We start from the raw sequence: 23,384 nt of genomic DNA, 5'->3' as shown, positions 1-23,384 counted from the left end.
ATTCATCAGGAAAAATGCTCCTGACGGTATTTAGACGGTGTAGTCCCATAGGCCTGTTTAAATACCGTACTGAAATAGCGCTGGTTGGTAAACCCGGCCTTTTCGGATATCTCCAGAAGGCTCAGTTCCTTATCGGCCAACAGTTCCATCACACGGGCCATTCTGAATTTATTGATATAATCGCCGATGCTGACACCCGTCAGTGCTTTCAGCTTATTGTATAGCGAGGCCCGGCTCATGGCCATTTGCGTAGCTACAAAGTTCACATCCAGCTCCGGGTTTTCCAGCTGTTCCCTGATCAGGTCGTTCAGTTTTTTCACAAACTGTTCATCGGCGTTGCTGATCGTATCTTCTTTAGGCGAGACAGTCTCCCCACCCTCTTTATAACGTAGTTTGACAGCTTCCCTGTTCTTCAAAAGGTTGCGGACGATGGCAAGAAGGAACTCCAGGTCGAACGGTTTCGGCAGATAAAAGTCCGCCCCTTCCTTATATCCCTGTACCGTACTGGCCTGATCGGTACGGGCTGTCAGCAGGATGACCGGGATATGGCTGACCTCCAGGTTACTCTTCAACAGCCGGCAAAACTCAAAACCATCCATACGGGGCATCATGACATCACTGATGATGATATCCGGCAAATGGCGGATAGCCATATCGAACCCCTCGACACCATCCCCCGCCACATATACCTGCCGGAAAGACTCTTTCAGGGAGACTTTCAGATAATTCCGCAGTTCCGGCTCGTCCTCCACGACCAGGACGGAGTATTTCCTGACGGAGAAATCGACAGCCGTATCGTTTTTTTCTCCGGAAGAAACCAACAGCTCATTCAGGTAAGGCCTGGCAACGATCGATGTCGTCGTATTATTCAAGGGTAATTCATAAAAGAATGTGGCTCCCTTCCCGGCATTGTTTGCCGCCCCGATGCGTCCCCCGTGCATTTCCACCAATAAGCGGGCATAAGACAAACCGATCCCTGTCCCGTGCCTGTCGTGGGTACCCTGGTAGAAGCGTTCAAACAGCCGGGTTATATCGACATTATCCAGCCCGATACCCTGGTCGGAAACGGAGACACGCACATAATCCTCTTCCAAATGGGAAGATACGGTAATACAAGTGTTCGCATTACTGAATTTCAACGCATTCATTATCAGGTTCGACAGGACTATCTCACATTTTGCCGCATCAAAGGGGACTTCCCCGACCGAACCGTCCAACTGATATTCCAGGTTAATATTCTTATGAAGCAACTCCTCTTTGAATGCATCTGCCACCTCACGTATCCAATCATTCAGTTTATGCGATCCGATGGAAAGCGTTTCCGTCCCGGTCTCCATTTTACGGACATCCAGTACCATATCGATGATGTCTTTCACGCGGCGGGTCTGTTTCAGAATATCTTCCAGTTGCCTGCTATGGGCGGCGTTGTCGATCTCTCCCGAATTGAGGAGCCGTTTAAGCGGCGAGTAGATCAGGGTCAGGGGCGTACGAAGCTCATGGTTCAGGTTGATAAGGAAACGGATCTTTTCTTCATATGTCCTCTGTTCATGTTCCTTCATCGCCCATATCATCCTTGTCTCCTGTCTCTTCATAACAAGCCAGAAAACGACGGACAGGCCGGCCACCGCCACCAATACGCAACAGAACAGGAACCAGTTTGTACGCCACCAGGGCGGCATCACCTCCACAGACAGGAGCTTGACGGGTACGCTCCAATCCCCGTTCTTCTTACTGCAGGACACCCATATTTCGTATTTACCGACAGACAAGGCATGAAACGCGATCGTATGGTTGGACGACTCCACCATCTCTTCCTGCGTACCTTTTATATAATAGCGGAACAGCTTCTTCCGCATCAGGTCATTCTCCCTGACAATCACCTTAGCTATCAACGAGGTATAATTCCAGGGGACAGAGATCATATTCCCATCCCGGCTTGCCGCCGAACCGGCAGATGCCCCGTTCAGTATCACATCCAGCAGACCTATTACGGGATCGGGATTTTCCGGAAAAGGGAGATCGTTCTCGATATGTACCAGTCCCATCATACCGGCCATATAGATATCCCCGTCTCCGGTTATCAGCGGAGGTTTAGCAATATATTCGTTCGCATACACACCGTCAGACTCGCCGAACATCATGATTTTACCGTCATCCGGCATATAAGCGTATAGCCCGTTATGCGTTCCGATCCATAAACGGCCGGATTTGTCGAAGCCAAGCGAGGTAGTACCGAGGAAACGGTCGTTCTCGATAGGGCTCAACGTTTTCTTTTCCGGATGAAAGCGGTACAATCCTACCGAAGTCCCGATCCATATATCTTCGCCCTGACCTTTGGTGGCTGCGGCAATCACTCCTATCGAGTCTGCAAAAGAATGGAGCACCCGTATGTTATTCCTCGTATGATCCAATACGAACAGGTCATTTTCTCCCCACAGATAACTAACGTTCTTCTCCCTGGTTATCAGATTGAGGGAAGAGAACGTCGCTCCACCCACCTCCGCATCCACCGTCGTCAGTTTACGGGCAGACTGGTCGTACAGATAAACACTGTCTGCCAACAGGTAAAAACGCATTTCATCCAGACGGAACAGATGTACCGATTTACCTGACTTGAACAAGGTGTTATGTTTATCTGTATTAATTACCGGATATTCCCGCACCTTTCCGGTCTGCTTATTAAGTAGGAACAACCCCTCTCCGAAGCCAGAATAGAGCAGTTCCGTCGCATTATAATCGATTATGGAAACAATTTTCGACGGATAGGTGGACGGGTAATGGCGGAACAACCCGGTATGAGGATCGAGACGGTTCATACCTCCCCCATCCGTACCCAACCAGATCATATTATCCAGATCCTCGTACATACTGCTAACGGCTTTCTCACTCAAACCATAAGCGGAATTAAGGAATACATCCTGATAAGTCCTCATATAGATCTCCTTCATTCCGATCAGGCCGCCTCTGATACTACCCGCCCACATATTATTATCGGGATCATTATACAGGCACCAGAAAGAATTTACAGGCAGAGAAGAAGACTTGCCGGGAACATGATTAATAACATCTACGGTTCCATTCTCCTTATCATATATATTGATACCGCCTCCATCTGTAGCCAGCCAGAGTTTGCCTTCCCGCTCTTTTATATCCAGAATGATCCCATTGGATAAATCCCGGGAAGCATGCAGGCGGCAAATCTCTTTCTTAGTGCGGTCGTACCCGACAAGCCCTTTTCCGTAGGGTGACAGCCATAGATTATCTGAAGAATCAATCAGCAGTGCAGCAATCTGATAGTCTTTTACCAAAGAGGAACGCCGCAGAGCTCCTGTCCTGTCATTGTACTCCCACAAGCCGTTCCAACGGGATGCCAACAGAATCAGGTTGTCCGACTGATGATAGCCACACGCTTTTTCAAACCAGATACAGGCATCCTCTGTAGCATGGATCGGCAAGGAGACGATTTGCCTGTCGGAATAGTTATATTTATAAAACTCACCTTTCCCAAAAAGCAAGAGTCCGTCTTTTACAGACACATAAGCCTGGATCTTTAATTGATTTTCATTGAAGAGTACCGGGTGGAAGATGTCTTTTTCACGGTCATACAAGGCCATCCCCTGTCCTGTCGAAACCCATAGGTTAAGTAAAGAATCTTCTACCATAAAATGAATATTATTATCAGGGATAGAACAGGGATCTTTTTTATCATGATAGTAAGTCTTTATTTTCTCCCGGTCAAAGCTATTCAACCCCAAATGGGTACCAATCCAGATTATTCCTTTATGGTCTGTCAAAACACATTTAACCATAGACTCTGATAATCCTTCCCTGAGTGAAATCTGCTTGAAATGGTACTCCGGTGCAGCTTGTAGTACGGTTAAACAATAAAAAGACAGAAAACACAAATAAATATATTTCGTTATAGCTAACATCTTAAAGGCTTGTTTAGTACGTTAATAACATCGTTCCGCAAGAACTCATGCCATTTATAGTTAGCTATCTGAATATTAATACATTAAAATGGGTTAAGAACCGTCCGGTAGTTTACAGGTAGATATTCAACCATAAATTTCCAACCATTACCCCCTATTTAAGAGCATAAAACAGGGGGGGGTATTAGTTGTTGTACAAATTCCGTACTAAGGTATTCTTAATTACAACGGAATAGAGACATGAAATAATAGCCTGTCTTATAAAGACTAAGAAAAGTCTCTTTGTGTAAATAAATCTTTTTATATCTTTGTCTATTATCAAATGGCATGAGTTCTTGCGGAACTAAACACCCACCCTGAAACGCCTAAAAAACAAGCTTATCCCCTTATTCTGGACAAATATTGAACATTTTTGTACAATACCGGACATCTCCACCAGCGCATACCTCTAAATTTGCAGCTAGATACCAGGAAACATAACAAGGAAATGTTAACACAACAATATATCAAATGAAAAAAGACAAGCTCTTATTCTTTTTCTTTTTTATCTGGCTTGCTACCGGATGCACAACCTCCGGTTCGTCAGAAATAAACATCATCCCACAACCGGAACAGCAGACATCCGGCAACGGCCATTTCGCATTCAGCAAACACACCGTGATCCAGGTGGAGAACCAGGAACAACAACCTGTTGCCGAATTGTTAGCCAACTTGTTCACGACCTCCGCAGGATTCACTCCTACTGTAAGAATAGGGGCATCCGACACTTCCGCCTCTATCGTTTTCTCCACAGATACGACGCTGGCGGCCGAAAGCTACAAAATGGAAATAACCCCTTCCCTGATCTCTGTTAAAGCAGCAGACAACGGCGGTTTTTTCTATGCCACACAGTCTATCCGCCAACTTCTACCCTCCACTATAGAAAGTAAGGAACAGGTACTCAATGTTCAATGGAACGTACCGGCACTGACCCTTCAGGACAGCCCTCGTTTCCCATATCGCGGCCTGCTGTTGGACGTGTCCCGTTGTTTTATCCCCAAAGAGAATGTGGTCAAAATTATCGATTGCATGTCAATGTTGAAGTTGAACAAACTCCACCTGCATCTGGTGGACGACAACGGATGGCGTCTGGAAATAAAGAAATATCCGCAGCTGACGGAAATAGGTGCCTGGCGTGTGGAACGCGAAAAGGACTTCTCCCAACGCAAAAACGCAAAAGCCGGCGAACCGACACCTGTAGGCGGTTTCTACACACAGGAAGATATGAAAGAGATCATCGCCTACGCCCATGCACGGCAAGTCGAGATCATCCCCGAAATAGAGATGCCGGCACATACCAACTCATCGCTGGCGGCTTTCCCCGAACTGGCCTGCCCGGTGGTGAAAGACCCTATCCGCGTCATACCCGGTATGGGAGGGCATGCGGCTGAGATCGTCTACTGCGCCGGCAACGACAAGGTTTTCTCTTTCCTTCAGGATGTACTCGACGAAGTGATGGCTCTCTTCCCCTCGCAATACATCAATTTGGGAGGCGACGAAGCATCCAAGAGATACTGGAAAATATGCCCGCTCTGCCAGGCCCGTATGAAAGCGGAAGGCTTTACGGACATCGAAGAGTTACAGGGGTATTTTATGAACCGCATGGCCGACTACGTGAAAAGTAAAGGCCGGCAGGTGATCGGCTGGGACGAACTAACCAACAGCAAAATACCCGACGACGCGATCATCCTCGGCTGGCAGGGACTCGGTACCGCCGGATACAAGGCCGGACAACTGGGACACCGTTTCATCATGACACCTGCCCGCGTACTCTACCTGATCCGTTACCAGGGCCCGCAATGGTTCGAACCGCGTACTTATTTCGGCAACAACACGTTGGAAAACGTTTATAAATACGAGCCGGTACAACCGGACTGGGATCCGAAGGTGGCTGAAAACCTGATGGGCGTACAGGGCTGTATGTGGACTGAATTCTGTACCTCGGCCAACGATGTCGAATACCTTCTCTTCCCCCGCCTGGCTGCCTTGGCAGAAATCGCCTGGTCGGGAAAAGACGCCAAAGACTGGCCCGGCTTCCTCAAACGGTTGGATAAACTGGCTTGCCATTACGACTATATGGGAGTGAATTATGCCCGTTCGATGTTCAACCTCGACCACCTGGTGACGGGAGACAACGACACCCTGAAAGTAGCCCTCACCTGCATCCGTCCGGACATGGAAGTGCGCTACACGACAGACGGCAGCGAACCGCAGGCCACCTCTGCCCTCTACCAGGATTCACTGGTTATCACAAACGACCTGACGATCAAAGCCGCCACCTTTGCCAACGGCGAACAGAAAGGCCAAACACTGACCTTACCGCTGCACTGGAACAAAGCGACCGCACGCCCGGTAACGGACAGCAACGGACAAACCTACCGCCTGACAAACGGACTCCGTGGCAGCGACAAACAGTCTGATTTCGAATGGTGCGGCTGGTACGATACGGATGCCGGCTTCACGGTAGACCTGGGAAAAGAAACGGACATACAACAGATAACACTCGGCTGCATCACCAACTACGGAATGGGGGCGCATATCCCGGCGAAAATAACGGTGTCCGTCTCCAACGATAACAAGACATTCACGTCGATAGCAGAACGCAGCTTCACACCGGAACAGATATTCCGCGAAGGCATCCGCATCGAAGACCAGCTATTCGACAACCTGAAGACTTCCGGTCGTTACCTGAAAGTAGACCTGAAAAACCCCGGCAAATGCCCCGAAGGCCATACCCGTCCCGGACAGGGTACCTGGGTCTATATTGATGAAATAATAGTGAAATAATGAAACATATTAATTCTATAAATACATGAAGAAAACTCTGTTATCTATTTTTGCTCTGATCTGCCTGGGAACCACCCAGGCTGCTTCAGGCGCAACAGACAACAACCAGCCCGAATGGCAAAGCCAGTACGCAATCGGACAGAACAAACTGGAACCTCACGCTTACGTCTGGCCTTTCGGAAACGAACAAGCCGTATCTGCCCGCGATCATGAATCGTCGCCCTGGTACCGGAGCCTCAACGGGAAATGGAAATTCCACTGGACAAAGAACCCGGACAATCGTCCGAAAGACTTCTACAAACCTTCCTTCTATACCGGAGGATGGGCCGACATCAACGTCCCCGGCAACTGGGAACGGCAGGGATACGGAACAGCCATCTACGTAAACGAAACGTATGAGTTCGACGACCCGATGTTCAACTTCAAGAAGAATCCCCCGCTCGTACCTTATGCCGAAAACGAAGTCGGTTCCTACCGCCGCACCTTCACCGTTCCGGCCGAGTGGGACGGCCGCCGCGTAGTAATCTGCTGCGAAGGCGTTATCTCCTTCTATTATATATGGGTGAACGGTGAAAAGATCGGTTACAACCAGAGTTCTAAAACCCCGGCCGAATGGGATATCACCGACAAGCTGCAAGCGGGTGAAAATACCGTTGCGCTGGAGGTCTACCGCTGGAGTTCCGGCTCCTACCTCGAATGCCAGGATATGTGGCGCCTAAGCGGTATCGAACGCAGCGTCTACCTGTACAGTACCCCTAAACAGTATATCGCCGACTACAAAGTGCTCTCCACACTCGACAAGCATACCTACAAAGACGGTATCTTCCACCTCGATGTACAAATTGCCGGTTCCTCCGACCCGGAAGCCCGTATCGCCTACCAGCTGAAAGATGCCGATGGCGCAATCGTCCTGAAAGAAGAAATGAAAGTCCCCGCAGGAGACAACAACCGGATCGCATTTAAAGAGGCAACTATCCCCGGCGTAAAAGCCTGGAGTGCGGAACATCCGAACCTGTACACCTTGCTCCTCACCTTGAAAGACGGGAACGGAAAAGAAACGGAAATTACCGGAGGACGTGTAGGCTTCCGCACTTCGGAGATCAAAGACGGACGTTTCTGCGTGAACGGCGTACCTACACTGGTGAAAGGTACCAACCGCCACGAACATTCACAACGGGGTCGTACCGTCAGCCGCGAACTCATGTTGAAAGATATCGAACTGATGAAGCAGCATAACATCAACACCGTACGCAACTCCCACTACCCCACCGACCCGTTGTGGTACGAGCTTTGCGACGAATACGGCCTTTATATGATCGACGAAGCCAATATCGAATCGCACGGCATGGGTTACGGCCCCGAGTCGCTGGCGAAAGACTCGACCTGGCTGCCTGCCCATATGGATCGCACTCGCCGGATGTACGAACGTTCCAAGAATCATCCTTGCATCGTAATCTGGTCGCTGGGCAACGAAGCGGGTAACGGTATCAATTTCGAACGTACCTACGACTGGCTGAAGTCGGTCGAGAAAACACGCCCCGTTCAGTACGAGCGTGCCGAACAGAACTACAACACCGACATCTACTGCCGCATGTACCGCAGCGTAGATGTTATCAAAGAATACCTGAACCAGAAGGAACCGCAAATTTACCGTCCTTTCATCCTCTGCGAATATGTCCATGCAATGGGTAACAGCGTCGGCGGACTGAAAGAATACTGGGATGTATTCGAGAACGAACCGATGGCACAGGGCGGTTGCGTCTGGGACTGGGTAGACCAGTCGTTCCGCGAGATCGACAAAGACGGCAACTGGTTCTGGTCATACGGCGGCGACTACGGCCCCAAAGATATCCCCAGCTTCGACAACTTCTGTTGCAACGGCCTGATCGGTGCCGACCGCATCCCTCACCCGCATCTGAACGAAGTGAAGAAGGTATACCAATACATCAAAGCAAAGCTGACAGACGAACGTATGCTGACGCTTTCCATCAAGAACTGGTACGATTTCAGCAACCTAAACGAATACTCGCTGAACTGGCAACTACTAACCGACGACGGCCGCATCATCCGTCAGGGAACGGAATCCGTCGACTGTCTCCCCCACGAAACAACGACGCTGACACTCGGCAAAACGTCCTTGCCGAAGGATTGCAAAGAGGTATTCCTCAACCTGAGCTGGACGCCTAAACAGGCTCGCCCTTTCATCCCCGTCACCCATGAAGTGGCATACGACCAGTTCGTGCTGACAGCCAACAAAAACTACCGGCCGAAACAACCGTCGCTGAAAGCCTCTGCCCTGAAACAATCCGGCAACACATTCGGAAACGATCGCGTGAGTATCTCGTTCTCCCCGGAGACAGGTGCCATGACATCCTACCAACTCGACGGTAAGGAATTACTTTCGACCCCTGTCACCGTCAGCCTTTACCGTCCGATCACCGACAACGACAACCGCGACCGTAACGGTGCCCGTCTCTGGAAAGCCGCCGGCCTGGACAAACTGACCCAGCAGGCAAAAACTTTCCGGACAGGCAAAAACAGTGTACAGGCAACGGTAGCACTACTGAATGACAAAGGCGAAACAGTAGGGACAGCCACGCAGGACTATAGATTCAACCCCGACGGCACAGTAGTGATAGCAACAACCTTCACCCCCGACACGTCCATCGTCAAATCGTTGGCGCGTATCGGCCTGACGTTTGAAATGCCTGCTGAATATGCGCAGGCTTCCTACCTGGGACGTACCGGCGAGACGTATGTCGACCGTATCCAGAGTGGCCGTATCGCCATCGACCATACGGATGCCGAACGGATGTTCCACTACTACGTGAAACCGCAATCCACCGGAAACCGTACGGATATGCGTTGGGCAACGATCACGAATGAATCGGGTAGCGGCTTGCATGTCACCGCCGCCCGTCCGTGGCAGTTCAGCCTGGTTCCCTTCAGCGACAGCAATATAGACGCCTCCACACATATAAACCAACTGCGAAGAAGCGGTATAGTCACCGTCCATCTGGACGCCGAGCAGGCAGGCGTAGGTACAGCTACCTGCGGCCCGGGTGTATTGCCGCAATATCTGGTTCCGGTAGAAAAGACAACGTTTGAGTTTGTTATTCAGCCGGTGGAATAATCCTATATTCCGACAGATACCGGAAGAGCCGGGAGTAAATGTTACTTCCGGCTCTTCTTTATATAAGTCCTTCATCACATGGTGCTGACTTCTTCATCTCACAGCGCCGACCTCTTCATCTCACGAAGCAAACTTCTTCATCTCACGAAGCAAACTTCTTCATCTCACAAAGCCGACTTCTTCAAGTCCCGAAAAAAACTTCTTCATGTTTCAGAACAAACTTCTTCAAGTTTCGGAGTTTGTTTCTTCATGTTTCGGAAATGACTTCTTCATCTTACTAAAAGAGATAAAAAAATCCCCTCCGGAAAACCCGAAGAGGAGTCTTTTTCATTCAGAAAATAAGTATTATTCAATAACCGGACGATCATCTTCTCCTGAACCGCCGCCAGTATTCGTCTTACCTTCAATTAGTTTGTCGATCCATATAAAGTCCACTTTTTGCATAGCAGCCTTTAATTCTTCACCGGGCTGGAAATTAATATTTACAGCATTAATATCCGTAGCCTTCAGATCTTCTTTCTTATCCTTGCCCTTGCTGTTAACGGATGGAGAAAACGTACCCCAGTCACCGAGTTTTACACTATGCCCGTCTGCCATCAAACGTTCGATTATCTTCCGGAGTTGGCGGATAGACATCAACGCTTCCGACGGATTCAGAGTCGTCTCGTCGGAAATGAGTTCAGCCACTTTCGTTTCCGGGACCAATCCGGTGGAGTTCTGAACGGCATACCATTTCTTCGGAGCATCCTTATCCCGTGGATTAGCACGCTGGATTGCTCTAATTAATATTGCCATGATAAATAAATTTAAAGTTATAACTAAAATACATAGTATTTCAAAATGAGAAGGCATTCAAGCACGACATTTGAACCAATGTCGAAAGAATGTGGAACATAAACCAAGAGTAAAAAATCAATTTCCTCCGCTACCTAATTGATAAATAATAGTGATCGTTGTATTCGATGTAATCGGAGGAAGTGTATAAGTACCGCCAGAAGTACCAAGTACATAGGTTACACGACCATTATCGACAAGAATTTGAACAACAGTCTGACTAGACTCCTTATATGTATAAAACGATACAACCCCATTAGCCCCTACATCTGCAATTCCATCATGGTTAAAATCATGTGAACCGGTATCATCTTTATACGAAGCCATATAAAAAGGTCCTGCTACTGAAACATCTTGTCCAGTTGTAGATCTCTCAATAAAACTAACTTTATAAGTTGTACTTGCTACACTGGAATTATTACCATCCGTTACTTCTTCCATATTCTGCGGAGTTGCAAAGCAAACACCACATACAAAGAAAGAAAGTAATAACATTAAAACTTTTGTCTTTTTCATAACATTCAATTTTTAAAAGTTTGATACTGAATAATTAAACAAAATCATATCATATAGTTCAATAGGTATTTTTTAAAGGCTCCCCCTCTTCACAGAGGAGGAAACCTTTCCACATCACTTTATGTTGATGACTAAACCTATGGAATTATTCTAATTGCGACTGATTCGGTTCGATCGGCCAGTAAGGATTCTGATAGATCGGTGATGTTGTAACATTATTCTGATCATTAGCAGAAATGCGCAAGTGTGTAATACAGATCGGATGCAGATAATTAGCCTTCATCCAGTTGTAACCGTTGTAGAGACCATTGTTGTTTTCTACAACCTGATAAGGGCGAAGGTATTTTCCGCTCTTTTCTTTGCTCGACACATTGGCAACCTTACCAGGAGTACCTGCCGGAACCAATTTAGATTCGTTGGCAGCTTTGTCAAAGAATCTTTCTGCTTTATACATATTATCCCAGAAATTACATCCTTCGATAATATAGTCCTTCACCTGGTCAAGCGCACGCCAACGGATCAAGTCATCCCAACGCATACCTTCCCACATAAATTCGCAACGGCGTTCACGACGAATATTATACATGATGGAAGAGACAGCTACACCACCTGAATAGACACCCCAGTCGTTCTCCATGCTCAAATTGGTCGCAGCAATCGTCTTGTCGATATCCGTATCAACGCCGGCACGTTCGCGTATCGCTTTCCAATAGCTACGTGCTGTTCCGTCAATCGAATTACCACCATTTTTCAGGCAAGATGCTTCGATATAATTCAAATAAGCTTCTACTCCACGGAAAATGATTGCACCACTTTCTTCAGATGTTCCGCTCGGCAAATTGTCGGCATCATACGAATAGTTCACTCCTTTCAGAGCTGTATATCCTGTAACTTTACGCTGCTCTGTTATATCAATTATATTAGGTACTCCCAGATATTTACTAGTATCTGCATCCGTATATACAGAACGGATAGAATGTTCACTGGCCAGAAACAACTGCAAACGGCCGTCGCGGTCTTTCTTCACCAAATCTAATGTCGAATCGATCTTTGAGTAATTTGATCCACTTGCATAAATAGGCAAACCGTTTTTCATTAAGAAAGATTCCACAAATCCACGGGTCAATCCGGTATTACTACCGCTTGTCAATGCATATTTCATAATAGCATTACCCACATTTACTCCTGCATCAAAGCTATGCCACATAATCACTTCGCTATAGCTACTCATGTCCATTGCGGCGAACATTTCGAAATAAGGATTCCAACCTGCAGTCTGACCTGTATTGGGAGTATTCTGACCTGAATTGGAAGTTAGCGTAATCTTATCGGCCACCTCTTTAGCAGCTGCCATTGCCTGATCGGTAAAGAAGGTTATTTCCTGATTCAGATCGATTGAAAAACCACTATTATACTCCATCATAGCACCTGGCCATCCGGCTTCTCCAGGAACACGGGGAGTTCCGCGATGATAAGTTTCGAAGCTGGCTTCATACAGAGCCACTCTCGACTTGAATAATAATGCAGCATCGCGAGTGATACGGTTTTTATTACCTATATCGTTGCTCAACAGACCGATAGCCTTGTCCAAATCTTCAAGGATAAAACGTGCCACTTTATTACGCGGCTGGCGCTGGCTGGCAGCCACCAACATTTCCCTTTCATCAACCAACACATCGGTTACGATTGGAAAATCGCCGAACATTTTCAAACGCTTGAAATATTCGTAAGCTCTCAGAAAATAAACTTCACCGATATACTGGTCAATATTAGCTTTCACTCCTTGAATCTCCCCAGCTTCATATTTCGGTAAAACCTGTTGGAAGAAAAAGTTAAAAGCTCTGATCCGGTAAAAGCTCCACTCCTGATCCTTCAATTCTTCTTTTTCTTCTTTTTCTCTTACACGCCATTGACCGGGTTGCCAATATTTCAACTCACCATTGGCTTTCGCCTGGTTATCCGTATGGTCATCACCTAATCCAATAGGTCCTACGCTATACTGATTGACTACATTTGGGAGTATTTCGTATTGCTTGATAGCGAATGCAGCCAGATCACCTTCACTTTTCAAATAAGATTCTGCTGTTACTTTATCAAGCGGTTCTCTGTCAAGGAAGTCATTACATGCTCCCAACGACAACATACCGACCGCCATACACGCAATTATGATATTATTCTTTATATATTTCATCTCTATATTCTATTTAGAAGTTAACGTTTATACCAAAAGAAATAACCTTTGATAGCGGATATACCTTACCGTTGTTACCGGTTTTAGAAGATTGATTTGTATCGGTGTCCCACCATTCACGTCCATCCACCGTTTCGGGGTCGAACATTTTAGCCATTTTAGTAAATGTCAGCAAGTTATCACCGGAAACATACACACGCAAAGATTGAATCTTTATAGTATTCATCCATTTTTTCGGGAATGTATAACCCAATTGGATATTCTTCATACGAAGATAAGCTCCGTTTTGCAAATAACGGGTTTGTGTCTGATGGTTACGATCTGCAATCAAACTATTACTATTAAATATGGGCTTGGGATAATAAGCATCTAGATTTGCACCCAACGAGTTACCTTCTTCACGGAAGAAATCCCAATGTTCGTCGAAACCGGCAGACTGCCATTCATTACTTACAGCTCCCCAGAAATAAGGACCACCCACTTCCACTTCACGTTTGCCTATGCCCTGGAAAAACATGCTGATATCTATACCTTTCCATTCTGCATCCAATGTAATACCATAATTATAACGAGGTGTACTATTTCCGATAATGGACTTATCACCGCTGTCTGACAGCAAACCAGCACCACCATCAATCTTTCCATCGCCATTCAAGTCGGCATACATAATATCACCAGCTCCCCAACCGGATCCTATCGCATCTTGTCCGCCATTAGGTAAAGTAGCCAGATAGGCATCCATTTCCTGCTGTGATTTAGCAATACCAATAGTGGTATATCCCCAAATTTCACCACTCATCTTTCCGGCATACCAGTTAGAAAAATCGTCTGTTGCATTCGGATAACGTGTCACTTTCTGGCGAGCATCCGATAATACACCCTTGATACCGTAATTTACATTACCAATGCGATCTCTCCAGGATACTTCCAGTTCAAAACCGTAAGATTCCATATCTGCATTATTGATCTTAGGAACATCAGCTCCTAGAATAACAGGAAGTTCAGGAGCCGGACCTACCATATCGAGTGTTTTACGGTTGAAGTAATCAAACGATCCGGTCAAACGATTATTTAATGCACCAAAATCGACGCCAACGTTCCACGAACGAACCCGTTCCCAGGTCAACATATCACTGACCATACCCGGCATGACAGCTGTTGTCGGTTTTTGTCCGTTCACCAACCATTCTCCGTCTTTGGTTTTGATGTCCATATTCGGATAGAAAGGATACAAACTGGTAGTATTCTGATTACCTAATTCACCCCAGGATCCTCTCAGCTTCAATGTACTTACATATTGGTTCAAATCACCCCAGAAATCTTCTTTGGCAACATTCCAACCTAAAGAGAACGAAGGGAAAACTCCCCAGCGCTGGTCGCCGATAAAGCGGGAAGTTCCGTCGTAACGCAAATTCACTTCAGCCAAATAGCGTTCCTTATAGTTGTAGTTGATACGTCCGAAGAAACCAGCAGTAGCCCATTCATTTATTTCACCGTTATTCTGCATATCGTCTACAGCTGTCGGCAAAGAAGGAACATCACCCGTAATCAAACCTTTTCGTGAGGCAGAAATGCCTCTGTAACGATTTAACTCTGAGTTAAAACCAACCATACCTTTAATATAATGACCGCTTTTTGTTTCGTAAGTATAATCGGTAAACGCATTGACCGTATAAAAATTACGTTTGTTTGCTGATTCATAAGCTTCGGTAACACCTGCATAATGGCCTTCGTCAAATTTCATAGGAACAGGTTCATTTCTATCGTTATACCTGTAAACCAAAGGAACATTATAATTTCTGAATGTTTCGACCGTCTTCATGTTTCCTTCTACCGTAATACGCCAGTTTTTGACAGGCTCTATTATCATCTGAAGTTGCTGAGTGAAATCGTCCTTTTGCGTCTTGTCTCGACCGCCATCTTCCAACTGGATAATTTCACTACCTTCCATATAGTGTCCATTCGGATCAGTCACTGGAATACTCGGCCAGCGACGAGCCAGATTATGGAAGAATAATCCGTTCTGATAATAGGATTTGTCATAATCGTTACGGATCCAACGTGAAGTGTAATTCACAGTCAAGAACTTTGTCAGTGTAGCATTGATTTTAGCATTCATTGAATAGCGCTTAAAACTATCATCCGAATGTTTCAACAAACCACGTTCATCCATAAAGTTGCCAGACAACATGTATTTAATTTTCTCAGAACCGCCATTTACACTAATATTATGTTCATGGGAAGGAGTCCAATGGCGATAATGTTCCTGAAACCAGTCTGTATTGGCATTAGCACCGCCATATTCCTGCCAGTTACCACTGTTATTAGCAACAGTTCCATCTGTAATTTCTCCCTTTTGGTAAGCGATAATACGATCCATTACTTCCTGTCCGAATATACCGCTACCACCGCCATTACCGGATGCTTCATTAAAATATCGGGCAAAGTCATAAGAGTTCATCATATTAGGAACCTTAGTCGGATCGGAAAAACGGATATTATTATTGTAATTTACACTTACACGTCCTTCTTTACCAGACTTAGTTGTAATCAAGATAACACCGAACGGAGCACGCGACCCGTAAATAGATGAAGCCGCCGCATCCTTCAATACTGATATGTTTTCAATATCCTGAGGGTTAAGAGCATTCATATCCCCCTCCATACCATCAATCAATACTAACGGTTCGGCTTTTGAACCAGAGCCGATTGATCCGACACCACGGATATTGAACTTCATATTATTATCTAACTCTCCACCGCCAATGGGCACACTAAAGTTCAAACCCGGTACAACACCCTGTAATGCTTGGCTAACATTGGTTACAGGACGTGCTTCGAGTGCTTCTGCCTTTACTGTACTTACAGCTCCGGTTAAGTTCACTCTTTTCTGTGAACCGAAACCAACGACTACCACTTCGTCCAATGCTTGTGAATCGTCTTCCAGAACGATATTCAGCGATTGTTGGTTGGTGACTTTTACGTTTACATCTTTATAACCGATAAAGGATATTTTCAGGGTAGCCCCTGCCGGTACTTTCAATGAGAAGTTGCCGTCTATATCGGTTACTGTACCATTAGTTGAACCAACAACAGAAACGTTGGCTCCAATCACCGTTTCACCTGTAGCATCTTTTACAACACCTTTAATGATACGTTCACTTTGTTGGCTGACCGGCATGCCGGCACTTTCTTTAATAGTAGGATTCAAGGCAATCGAACCTTTTCCTGTGTCCGCTTTCGATGGAGCGGCAGAGAATAAAAAAAGAAGGGCGAAGGCCACATTCCAGTTTTTCATTCCCCGGAAATTCTCTCTATTCATGTTTAATGTCATTTTTTCTTTAAGTTTTTTTCTTCTAGGTAACTTTTCTCTCTTTTAATTTAAAGGGTGGTTTTCCCTTTTGTTCAACGCTTGTTTTCGTTTTTAAATCATAGGCAATTTTTTGTTTATTTCACACAGCAAAAGAACTAATACGAGGGGCATTAAATGTTTGAAATCGTCTAAAGTATTTTCGTTATTTATTAAATCGACTGAACAACAAGCGTTAGACAGAGGTACAGGATATATTTGGAGTGTTTACGGTTAAATCCGGACTAGGTTAACAAATAAAAAAGCGCAACCATGTATTTACTACATGACTGCGCTTATATATAACTTTTTCTGTCCGCTACGGACAATATCTCTTATCTTATCTCAAACGATCCAGCGAACGCACCAATGCTTCGTCGGCTCCGATATTACGGATGGCCAGATAATCCAGGATCAAGCTGATCAGCGGGAAAGAGAGGGCGATCTTCACACTCAGTGCGGCATCGTTCAACTGGTCTTTCAATACCCATACGAAGAAAGCGAAAAGGCCGTAGAAACCCAGCATCAGTATCCCGTTAAAGATACAAAGGCGGATCTGCAACATACGTTTCTTAAACAGGAAGATGGTAACCAATGCCAGGATAGAGATCACAGCCGTCAGGGCAAAAAGTCCCCAGGTCGGATAGACCAGCTCGGGCGTTGCAGCGATGGTGCTGATGCCTGTCGCATCGAAAGAGTAAAACTGGTCGCCAGCCTGAAACATGGCCAACGGTAAAAATAACGTAGCGACCATCAAGGCCACGATGATAAGTAAGTAAACTGTCTGTATTCTTTGTAACATGGTTATTAGTTCGTTTTAAATGGAAAGGCCGACTCTATCAGGGTCAGCCTTTTCATGTTTTAAACAATATTTCTTCTTAGAAATTATTCTTTTCCTTAGCAGGGTTCTTATAATAAACCTTACCTTCTTCATACTCCTGAGCAGCGATCAATGTCGGCTTCGGAAGTTTTTCATAATAACGGGAGATCTCGATCTGCTCTCTGTTTTCGAAAACTTCTTCCAGGTTATCGTTATAAGAAGCAAACTCCTGAAGTTTCTTTTCCAGGTCTTGCTTCATTTCAACACCAATCTGGTTAGCCCGTTTACCAATGATCATTACTGTTTCATACACATTTCCCGTGTCGGACGATAACTTCATCATGTCACGGGTAACCGTATTCGAAGGGGCGTTAGACTTTCTGTAATCCATTTTACTTTATTGATTAAATAATATCGTTAATACACATCTGTAATTCTTTTGCTGGCATAATCGTAGAACTTCTGTGCCTGTTTTACGTATTTGCCTTCCGGATATTCGTTCATGTAGGTGTAGTATTCGTCTACCACCTCACGATAACGACCCTGCAACTTTTCTTCCACACTTAACACAGCCTGTTCGTACTTCGCACGCAATATATAGAACATGAATTCTTCTCTGTATTTAGAGTAAGGATAGTTCTTCAATGCATTCTCAGCAGTAATTACAGCAGATAAAAAGTTGTTATCGCGCATATAATTACCCAGGTTAAAATACAGTCTGACTGCTAATAACTCCTTGTAGGCCAGCTTTTCCTGCAATTCGAACATGATCTTCTGTGCTTCGGCAGCCCGTTCGCTCTGCGGATAATACTCCAGGTAGAGCTGTAGCTGGTTGATCGCTTCATACGTCTGTGTCTGGTCTAACCGCGGATCGGGAGAGTCCAGATACAAACCATATCCCGAATAATAGCGTGACAACTCCGTGTACTCGCCTTTCGGATAGGTGGTGTAATACGTATTAAAGTATTGCGAAGCCGTCTGATAATCTTTCTGTCCGTAATAGCTCTGGGCCAGCAGGTACAGGGATTCTTCGGCATAAGCAGTTCCTTTAAAGATTGTAACCAGTTCATCCAGCAGGGTAGCGGACTTGTTGTATTGCTTTGCATTGAAATACTTCTTTGCATACGAATACTTCAACTCATAGTCCGTACTTTTCAATATCTTGTTATATTCCCCGCAAGAGGATAACAAGACCGTAATCATCATCAATAAAAATACAACCTTTTTCATTCACATACTTTTAGCGCGCAAAGTTACATTTTTTATTGCAAAATAACGAAGCGCATAACGTTAATATTTACAACTTATATAAATCGCTGGCAGCAATAAGCTCCAGTTTGTTGGCTTTCAGAACCTCCGCACACTTCTCCACATTGTCGGGGCGGATGATCACATTAGCGGCCTCTCCCTGCGAGAATGCATACATATATTCAACAAATATACCGGCTGAAGTGATGATCTCCATTGCCTTAGCCAATGCTCCCGGCTGGTTGGGGCAATGCAGGCATACGACATCCGCCACACTCACTGCATATAATTTTTCGCGAAGTACCTGAATTGCTTTTTCCGTATCTGATACGATCAGACGCAGGATACCGAAATCGGAATTCTCTGCCACCGTAAAGGCCGACATGTTCACTCCTGCCTCACCCAAAATCTTTGCCACTTCCGTAAAACGGCCTTTCTTGTTTTCAAGAAAGATAGATAACTGTTTAATTAACATAGCACTTTATTTTTTTAGGTTTAAACTAACTTACGATTGTCGATCACGTGTTTAGCCTTGCCCTGACTGCGTTCGAGGCTGCGCGGTTCCACAATCTTTATATCAGGCTGAATACCGATCACGCTCTGCATGCGGGCGGCGATCTTCTTCTTCAGCGCGATCATTTTGTTCATTTCGTCCGAATAATAGTCCGGACGTACTTCCACCTGGATCTGGAAGGTATCGGTGTTGTTCACACGGTCTACCACGATCAGGTAATGCGGTTCGAATTCCGGCATTTCCAGCAAGACAGATTCCACCTGCGACGGGAATACGTTAACACCACGGATGATCATCATATCGTCGCTACGGCCGAGGATACGTCCCATACGGACAGCGGTACGGCCGCATTCGCACTTTTCATAGATCAGGTGCGTCAGGTCGCGCGTACGGTAACGGATCATCGGCATACCCTCCTTGGTCAGAGTAGTGAATACCAGCTCACCTTGTTCGCCCGGCTCAACCGGTTGCAAGGTTACCGGATCGACGATCTCGGGGAAGAAATGGTCTTCCCAAAGGTGCGTACCGTTCTGGCACTGGCATTCGCCACCGACACCGGGGCCGCATATTTCTGTCAGGCCATAGATATCGTATGCCTTAATGTTCAGTTTCTGCTCCAGTTCCTTACGCATGTTTTCCGTCCAAGGTTCCGCTCCGAAGGCTCCTACCCTCAGTTGGAATTCTTCCAGGGGAATACCCGAACTGTGGATCGTTTCGGCCAGGTACAAGGCATACGAAGGCGTACAAGCCAAGCCCTTTGCCCCGAAGTCGTGCATCAACTGGATCTGTTTCTGCGTGTTACCGCTACTCATCGGGATCACGGTACCGCCTATATTCTCCACTCCTCCGTGTGCGCCCAGGCCACCGGTAAACAAACCGTAGCCGTAAGACACCTGCACGGAGTCGTCTTTCGTAATACCATAAGCCGTCAGGCATCGTGCCACCACTTCCGACCAGATAGACAGGTCTTTACGGGTATATCCCACCACGATCGGTTTCCCGGTCGTACCAGAAGAGGCATGTAAACGAACGATCTCGGACATCGGCACGGCCATCAGCCCGAACGGGTAATTATCTCTTAAATCCTGTTTTACCGTAAACGGCAACTTGGATATATCTTCAATAGATTGAATATCATCCGGGGTAATACCCATTTCCTGCATTTTCTTACGATAAAAGGGGGTATTATGATAAACGTGTTCTACAACCCGTTTCAACCGGATACTCTGTAATTTCCGCATTTCTTCGCGGTCCATACATTCAATAGTCTCATTCCAAATCATGGTATCAGTTTGTTATCTTTTAAATGTTAGTAGTCTAAATCTGTCGCAAAGTAAGAACTTTTTTACTAACTGGCAATAAATAATACTGTCAAATCAATCGAGACTTACTTCCATAAGGATCAGATTATCGTCTTCGTCCAATGTTTTGGTTATCTCCAGCAACTCTCCATCCAGTTCGTTCTTTTCCATTGCTTCCAACAGGGTAAAAGGATATAAGGTATAATAGAGCTTGTTATTATTGAAGACAAAGTTCATCATGTCGCCGTTCTGCCAGTCTTTATTTGTCAGTTTGACCTGTGAGAATGCGTTTTCCGCCACATTATATAAATAAAGCTCATTACGCAGTTTCATTTCACCTTCATCTTTCAGAAAGACGGCGTTGACAAGCATTTGATTCGGAGTCAATGCCCGGATCTCGCAAGCTATCTTCCCCTCTTTTCCAGTCGATAGCGGCAGTTTGGAAAAGACAGGTTTCAACTGACGGTCAGATGACAACTGATATAACGTATCGGCTGCCGGTTCGCTGATCAGGCAGCCTCCGCCGTTGCAGGACAAGAGGTTCCTCATACGGTTAAGCAGGACAAAAGGACGTCCGTCGCGAGTGGTTATGATCATACTGCGGTAACGATTGTCGGAGACGATAGGCAGGCGTTCGATCTTCTTTCCCGTCTCCTTATCCATCAGGACATAAGGTCGATTGCTCGATTCCTGCCGCTCACCCAGGTCGGCGGTCTCTCCTTCTTTCACGAACGGGACACCTTTCATATCCAGAAAGACCATTGTGTTCTTATCCAGTGATTCTACTACATCCATTTGCAAGGAGTCCGGAAAGCTGAAGGATTTCTTGTAACTTCCGTCCAGTCCATAGACCTGCATTTGCGTGAAGCCATCCAAAAAGACTTCCCGGCGTTGGTCATCATACAGGATATGGCGTATCCTGGCATATTCTTCGCCACCCTGCCCCTTACGGTTGAACCGGCTGATCATCTCCCCCTTTTTATTGAAACCTATCACATCACCGGTGGAAGGTTCGAAAAAGAATAAGCCGGCTTCGCTGGGTACAAGTTTCATCTGGTCGCCCAACAAGACATTTTCAGGCGTTTGCAAGCGGAAATAACGCACTTTCCCCAATTCCTGCAAGGCAACATCCTTTTTAGGAATATCCGCCCGAAAATCCAAAACAGGCAACGGCCCCTCACTTCCGGCCTTCCCCCGACATCCATTCAACCCCGGCAACAATGCCACAACTGCCAAACATAACCATATCTTCTTCATAATCCTATAAATTTAATACAACATTGTACAAATAAAAGTATTATATTTCAAAGAGACAAGCAAAATACGATTATTTCGTAATTCTTTCAGTACATTCGTAATACTAAGACTACTAACGCCTGCGAAGAAATACAGATAAGGCGTTTCCCCTATCGACCTACATATTATAACAAATTATGTATCTTTGTGTGCCGAAATAATAAAGGCTTCCCTAATGAAACGGAACATACTTGCACTATACATTATTAAACTATCCAAATGGTTTACCCTCGTGATGCCTATCATCGTGCTTTTCTATGAAGATCACGGGCTGGGATTGCAGGATGTATTTATATTGAAGAGCGTTTATTCGATCGCCGCCGTGGCGCTGGAGATACCTTCGGGTTATCTGGCGGATGTGTGGGGACGGCGCAAATGCCTGATACTGGGGTGTATTCTTTTCTTCTTCGGATATCTCTGCTATTCGTTTACTTCCACTTTTGCAGCATTCGTTATAGCGGAAATCCTGTTGGGAACGGGGCAGACGCTGGTGAACGGGGCGGACTCGGCTTTGCTGTACGATACGACCGTACAATATAAAAAGGAAAACCTTTACCTGCGGTATGAGGGGCGGATCACGATGATCGGGAATTTTGCGGAGGCCATTGCCGGTATCTTCGGTGGATTGCTGGCAGCTTATTCGCTGCGTTACCCGTTCTATGCACAGGCACTCATTGCTTTCAGCGGTATTCCAGCGGCCTTTGCCCTGCAGGAGTTGAAGATAAAAAGTAAGATACAAAGCCCTGTGAATGAGATCGTGCGGATCATCAAATACTCCCTTGTCACCAACCGGCGGTTATGCTATAACATTATGTTTTCGGGGATTATCGGGGCTGCTACACTGACGATGGCCTGGTTCGTGCAACCTTACCTGATGTATATGAAAACGCCGACCTCGTGGTTCGGTGTGATCTGGACAGTACTGAACCTGACGGTAGGTATTGCCGCCCTTTACTCAGACCGGGTAGACAGTTACTTCGGGCCTAAGAAGATGGGGATACTGATCCTTACTTTCGTGGCAGGCGGTTATATCGCCCTGGCTTTCAACCTGACCTATTTCGGACTGGCAATCCTGATGGTATTCTATGTGATCAGAGGGTTTGCCACACCTATATTAAAAGGATATATCAACCAGATGACGTTTTCGGAGATGCGGGCTACCGTCCTCTCCATCCGTAACTTTATCATCCGGTTGATGTTTGCAGCCATCGCGCCGTTCATCGGTTGGCTGAACGATATGTACTCGTTGCAGGTCGCATTGCTGGCATCGGCTGCAATTATTATGGTTCCGGGAGCATTGTTCCTTTGGCTTCAGCTGACAGCGAAGACCAGTCAGGAATAAGTTCATTGTTTCCCTTGCTCGAAACAGTTGTTTCATTAAGGTGAAACAGTTGTTCCATCAGCATGAAACAGTTGTTTCTCCC

14 protein-coding genes are annotated in these 23,384 nt (G+C 45.9%); 3 read left to right on the top strand and 11 right to left on the bottom strand.

All coding sequences use genetic code 11. The features are described from left to right. Positions 1–5 precede the first annotated feature (5 nt). On the bottom strand, positions 6–3,662 hold the full coding sequence (locus HMPREF1536_RS17625; protein WP_225608015.1) for a hybrid sensor histidine kinase/response regulator transcription factor: 3,657 nt from the start codon (positions 3,660–3,662) through the stop codon (positions 6–8). 780 nt (positions 3,663–4,442) lie between these two features. Here HMPREF1536_RS17625 and HMPREF1536_RS17620 point away from each other — a divergent pair. Together HMPREF1536_RS17620 and HMPREF1536_RS17615 are read left to right on the top strand one after the other, a co-directional pair. Next, a complete protein-coding gene (locus HMPREF1536_RS17620) occupies positions 4,443–6,758 on the top strand; it encodes a glycoside hydrolase family 20 protein (protein WP_028726741.1) in 2,316 nt (771 codons plus the stop codon). Positions 6,759–6,783: 25 nt separating this feature from the next. Beyond that, complete coding sequence (locus HMPREF1536_RS17615) at positions 6,784–9,891, top strand: glycoside hydrolase family 2 TIM barrel-domain containing protein (protein ID WP_028726742.1); 3,108 nt, start codon at positions 6,784–6,786, stop codon at positions 9,889–9,891. Positions 9,892–10,236: 345 nt separating this feature from the next. Here the strand turns inward: HMPREF1536_RS17615 and HMPREF1536_RS17610 are convergent, their stop codons facing one another. The 10 genes from HMPREF1536_RS17610 to HMPREF1536_RS17565 form a co-directional block, all read right to left on the bottom strand. Further along, positions 10,237–10,686 carry an HU family DNA-binding protein gene (locus tag HMPREF1536_RS17610; RefSeq protein ID WP_028726743.1) on the bottom strand — a complete coding sequence of 150 codons (450 nt, stop codon included), beginning with the start codon at positions 10,684–10,686 and terminating at the stop codon, positions 10,237–10,239. Between the two features lie 117 nt (positions 10,687–10,803). Then, positions 10,804–11,241 (bottom strand): hypothetical protein, encoded by a 438-nt coding sequence (locus HMPREF1536_RS17605; protein ID WP_028726744.1) that lies wholly within the window; start codon positions 11,239–11,241, stop codon positions 10,804–10,806. A gap of 145 nt (positions 11,242–11,386) precedes the next feature. After that, positions 11,387–13,432 (bottom strand): RagB/SusD family nutrient uptake outer membrane protein, encoded by a 2,046-nt coding sequence (locus HMPREF1536_RS17600; RefSeq protein ID WP_028726745.1) that lies wholly within the window; start codon positions 13,430–13,432, stop codon positions 11,387–11,389. 13 nt (positions 13,433–13,445) lie between these two features. After that, a complete protein-coding gene (locus HMPREF1536_RS17595) occupies positions 13,446–16,754 on the bottom strand; it encodes a SusC/RagA family TonB-linked outer membrane protein (RefSeq protein ID WP_028726746.1) in 3,309 nt (1,102 codons plus the stop codon). 367 nt (positions 16,755–17,121) lie between these two features. Then, positions 17,122–17,583, bottom strand: coding sequence for a DUF4293 domain-containing protein (locus HMPREF1536_RS17590; protein WP_028726747.1), 462 nt, complete (start codon positions 17,581–17,583; stop codon positions 17,122–17,124). 76 nt (positions 17,584–17,659) lie between these two features. Next, the gene (locus tag HMPREF1536_RS17585) at positions 17,660–17,992 is read right to left on the bottom strand and encodes a DNA-directed RNA polymerase subunit omega (RefSeq protein WP_028726748.1); all 333 of its coding nucleotides are present in this window, start codon (positions 17,990–17,992) and stop codon (positions 17,660–17,662) included. 26 nt (positions 17,993–18,018) lie between these two features. Further along, complete coding sequence (locus tag HMPREF1536_RS17580; RefSeq protein WP_028726749.1) at positions 18,019–18,831, bottom strand: outer membrane protein assembly factor BamD; 813 nt, start codon at positions 18,829–18,831, stop codon at positions 18,019–18,021. A 67-nt stretch (positions 18,832–18,898) separates the two neighbouring features. Beyond that, complete coding sequence (locus HMPREF1536_RS17575) at positions 18,899–19,324, bottom strand: amino acid-binding protein (protein WP_028726750.1); 426 nt, start codon at positions 19,322–19,324, stop codon at positions 18,899–18,901. Positions 19,325–19,344: 20 nt separating this feature from the next. Further along, positions 19,345–20,646 (bottom strand): phenylacetate--CoA ligase family protein, encoded by a 1,302-nt coding sequence (locus tag HMPREF1536_RS17570; RefSeq protein WP_028726751.1) that lies wholly within the window; start codon positions 20,644–20,646, stop codon positions 19,345–19,347. A 93-nt stretch (positions 20,647–20,739) separates the two neighbouring features. Continuing rightward, the gene (locus HMPREF1536_RS17565; protein ID WP_028726752.1) at positions 20,740–21,921 is read right to left on the bottom strand and encodes a 6-bladed beta-propeller; all 1,182 of its coding nucleotides are present in this window, start codon (positions 21,919–21,921) and stop codon (positions 20,740–20,742) included. A 214-nt stretch (positions 21,922–22,135) separates the two neighbouring features. On the opposite strand from HMPREF1536_RS17565, the gene HMPREF1536_RS17560 reads away from it, so the two are divergent. Continuing rightward, positions 22,136–23,302, top strand: a complete 1,167-nt coding sequence (locus HMPREF1536_RS17560; RefSeq protein ID WP_028726753.1) for an MFS transporter — start codon at positions 22,136–22,138, stop codon at positions 23,300–23,302. Positions 23,303–23,384: the final 82 nt, after the last annotated feature.

Source organism: Parabacteroides gordonii MS-1 = DSM 23371 (genome assembly GCF_000969825.1).
Taxonomy (GTDB): domain Bacteria; phylum Bacteroidota; class Bacteroidia; order Bacteroidales; family Tannerellaceae; genus Parabacteroides; species Parabacteroides gordonii.
Note: the sequence above shows the minus strand (reverse complement) of the source record. Positions and strands in the feature narration are given on the sequence as shown.